The organism is Leptolyngbya sp. FACHB-36, assembly GCF_014695955.1.
GTDB lineage: Bacteria > Cyanobacteriota > Cyanobacteriia > Leptolyngbyales > Leptolyngbyaceae > FACHB-36.
The window spans coordinates 1-2,511 of record NZ_JACJPG010000617.1; the positions used below are offsets into that span (position 1 = coordinate 1).

A 2,511-nucleotide genomic window follows, 5' to 3' on the forward strand; every position below is an offset into this window, starting at 1 on the left:
TTTGGCAGCGATCGCAGCGCCGGAGTATCTCCAACTGTCCGAAACACCGCTTCCAACGCCGTCGCGGTTTGGGCGAAAGGCGCACGGCTACAGAGCAAGAAAGCTTCTGCTAGCCCAACCGGACCTCGCAGCATCCACTCAAACGCAGCAGAGGGCGGCGGGACAGTCAAGGTAGTGTCCGGCGCGATCGAGATAGGAGCGCTCTGTGTTTCCGTCGATCGTGTCAGGGGCAGATGCAGAGCAATCAGAGTACCGCTACTATCAAATTCCAGCAGTAAGAAATAAACCGGATTAGGACTTCGGTTCTCGACACGGTACTGGATGCGGCTGCCAATGGGAAGACTGGCAAGTTCCTCCGTTTCCGCTCCACTCGCTTCCGAACCCAGCGCGATCGTTGCCCGTTGCAGCACGACCTGCGGCAAGTCCACTCGTTCTAAAGTCGCCTGCACCGCGAGTTCAGACGCTGCCTCGTTCGCAGTCACACTCAACAGTTTTGCAGCCAGCAGCGTTTGCAGCTTAGGAACCAATCGCCGCACGGCGACTTTGACCGCTTCGCCGCCTTCGCCGATCGTGTTGGGAATCGTCGCTTGTCCAAGTGAGAACAGCCCATAGCTGGTTTGAGTAGAAGTGGGAGTGCCCAACTCGGTTAGCGCATCCGGCAGGGATGCAACTTGAGTCGGTGGAGTCGTTTGCTGCTTGCTAAACAGATAGTCGGCAGCTTGTTCACTGGCGATCGTGGCGGTCACTCGCGGCACATTCGATAGCGCGCTGATGGCATCTACTCGCTCGATTCGCTCTAGGCTGCTGTCCAATGCCACCGTTAGCCCCACGTTGCGCGGCAGCACTCGCACTCGCTCACGTACAAGCTGCCCCACTTGAACGATCGACGGGTCCTCAGCGCCAGCGGCTAGCTTTGCTTTTGCCGTCAATCCATCCCGCGAGGTCAAGGTCAGGACGCGATCGGCATCGTCTACGAGACTGAGCACCGAGTTGGCGTCGAGCCGCTCTAGCACGGCGGGCGGCAGTCCACCCAGCCAGAGACGCACAGTCTTATCGTCCTCAATGTCAATAACAGCGCCAGCCGCCGCACCGAGGTTAGGCGTCACATGAAGCGGCTTAAGAGGACGCTCACGGCTGCCCTGTCCGCTCAGCTGCGGCGACTGCTCCAAATTCACGAGGGATGCAACCTGCTCTCGCACGCGGCTCAAACTAACTCGCAGCACTGTAGCGGGTGTTGCTTGCCAAAGCTGCTGCGTCAGCGCGTAGGTGAACAGCCCAGCCGTAAACCCGTTCCACCGCGCCTCGGTTGCCAGTTGGTCTACTCCAGCCGCGCTGAGCACAATTCCGGGTAGCTGCCCCGATCGCCGCTGCACCGCCAGACGGTCTCGATCGCTCTGCGTCCGCTCCATCAATTCGGCTTGAAGGTCCAGTTCTGCGGCACTTGGCTGCATCGGCAGCGTCGGACGAGCACGGATGCGAAGCGCGCCCTGCAAAGACTTCCCCGCATAGGCGTAGCTCGTATCTAGAACAGTCGTAACCTTGTTGGTCGGCAGCGATCGCAGCAGCAGCAGCAGCGTGTCTTCTAGTAAATCCTCTACAACCAGCCCCTCAGTACCGGGATCCTCGATCGTTACTAAGCTCGGCTGCACGGCATCGGGAGTAGCGCCTAGCGCCACCTGTCCTCCGTAGCCGCTGAAGTGAAACACGACGACATCGTCGGACTTCGCCTGCTGTACCAGATGGTTCAGGAAGGCATCCACGATCGCCTCGCGGGTCGCCTGCTGGTCCGTTAGGGTGAGAACGTCGCTGGGCTGAAACCCAAATCGATGGATCAGCAGCTCTCGCTGAAGGGCGACATCGGTAATGCAGCCGCTTAGGGGGACCGTACGGTATTGATTAATCCCCACCAACAGCGCCAGTTTGCGGGGAGTTGGGTCTGCCAAAACTCGGTGATAGCGACTGGCAGACAGCGCAATGTCGCTGACGCTCCACGCCGCTAACGCTAATCCCGTCCGCTGCAAAAACGATCGTCGTTTCATAGAAGCTACCCGCTGCTAGCTACCAACGTATCAAAGAGTTACAGCTTTGTGGGCAGCGAGAAAGTCAATAATTTGAGGAATTTCCAGATTTATCCTGGTAGGGCAAATATGGTTGCGCTGGCTCGGTTGAGCAGACTCGCGCTTGTCGATCGAGATGACGGACGATCACTACCAGCGATCGCATTGCACTTCAACCTGAACTTGGTCAATCTTATTGCCGGAATATAGCTGGCTTGCGAAATTCAGTGCGTCATTATGGATATATCCGTTTACCCAGTTCACAACATTCCATGACTGATAGAACTCAATACTTACTGAAATTAGTACAACGAAATGTCAACGCGTATATCGCTAACCCAAAAACGAAAGCGGTCATGGTTGCAGGCTCAATTGCAGAAGGGTTGTGCGATGAATACTCAGACTGCGATGTAATGCTTTATTACCATGAACTGCCGTCTGAAGAAGAGTTGCG

1 protein-coding gene and 1 pseudogene are annotated in these 2,511 nt (G+C 56.8%); one reads left to right on the forward strand and one right to left on the reverse strand.

The annotated features are described in order from the left end of the window. Positions 1-2,039 (reverse strand): caspase family protein (locus tag H6F43_RS18570; RefSeq protein WP_190344230.1); only part of this gene is annotated, 2,039 nt, incomplete at its 3' end. Between the two features lie 290 nt (positions 2,040-2,329). On the opposite strand from H6F43_RS18570, the pseudogene H6F43_RS22000 reads away from it, so the two are divergent. Beyond that, a pseudogene (locus tag H6F43_RS22000) lies at positions 2,330-2,511 on the forward strand (hypothetical protein); the annotation flags it as partial.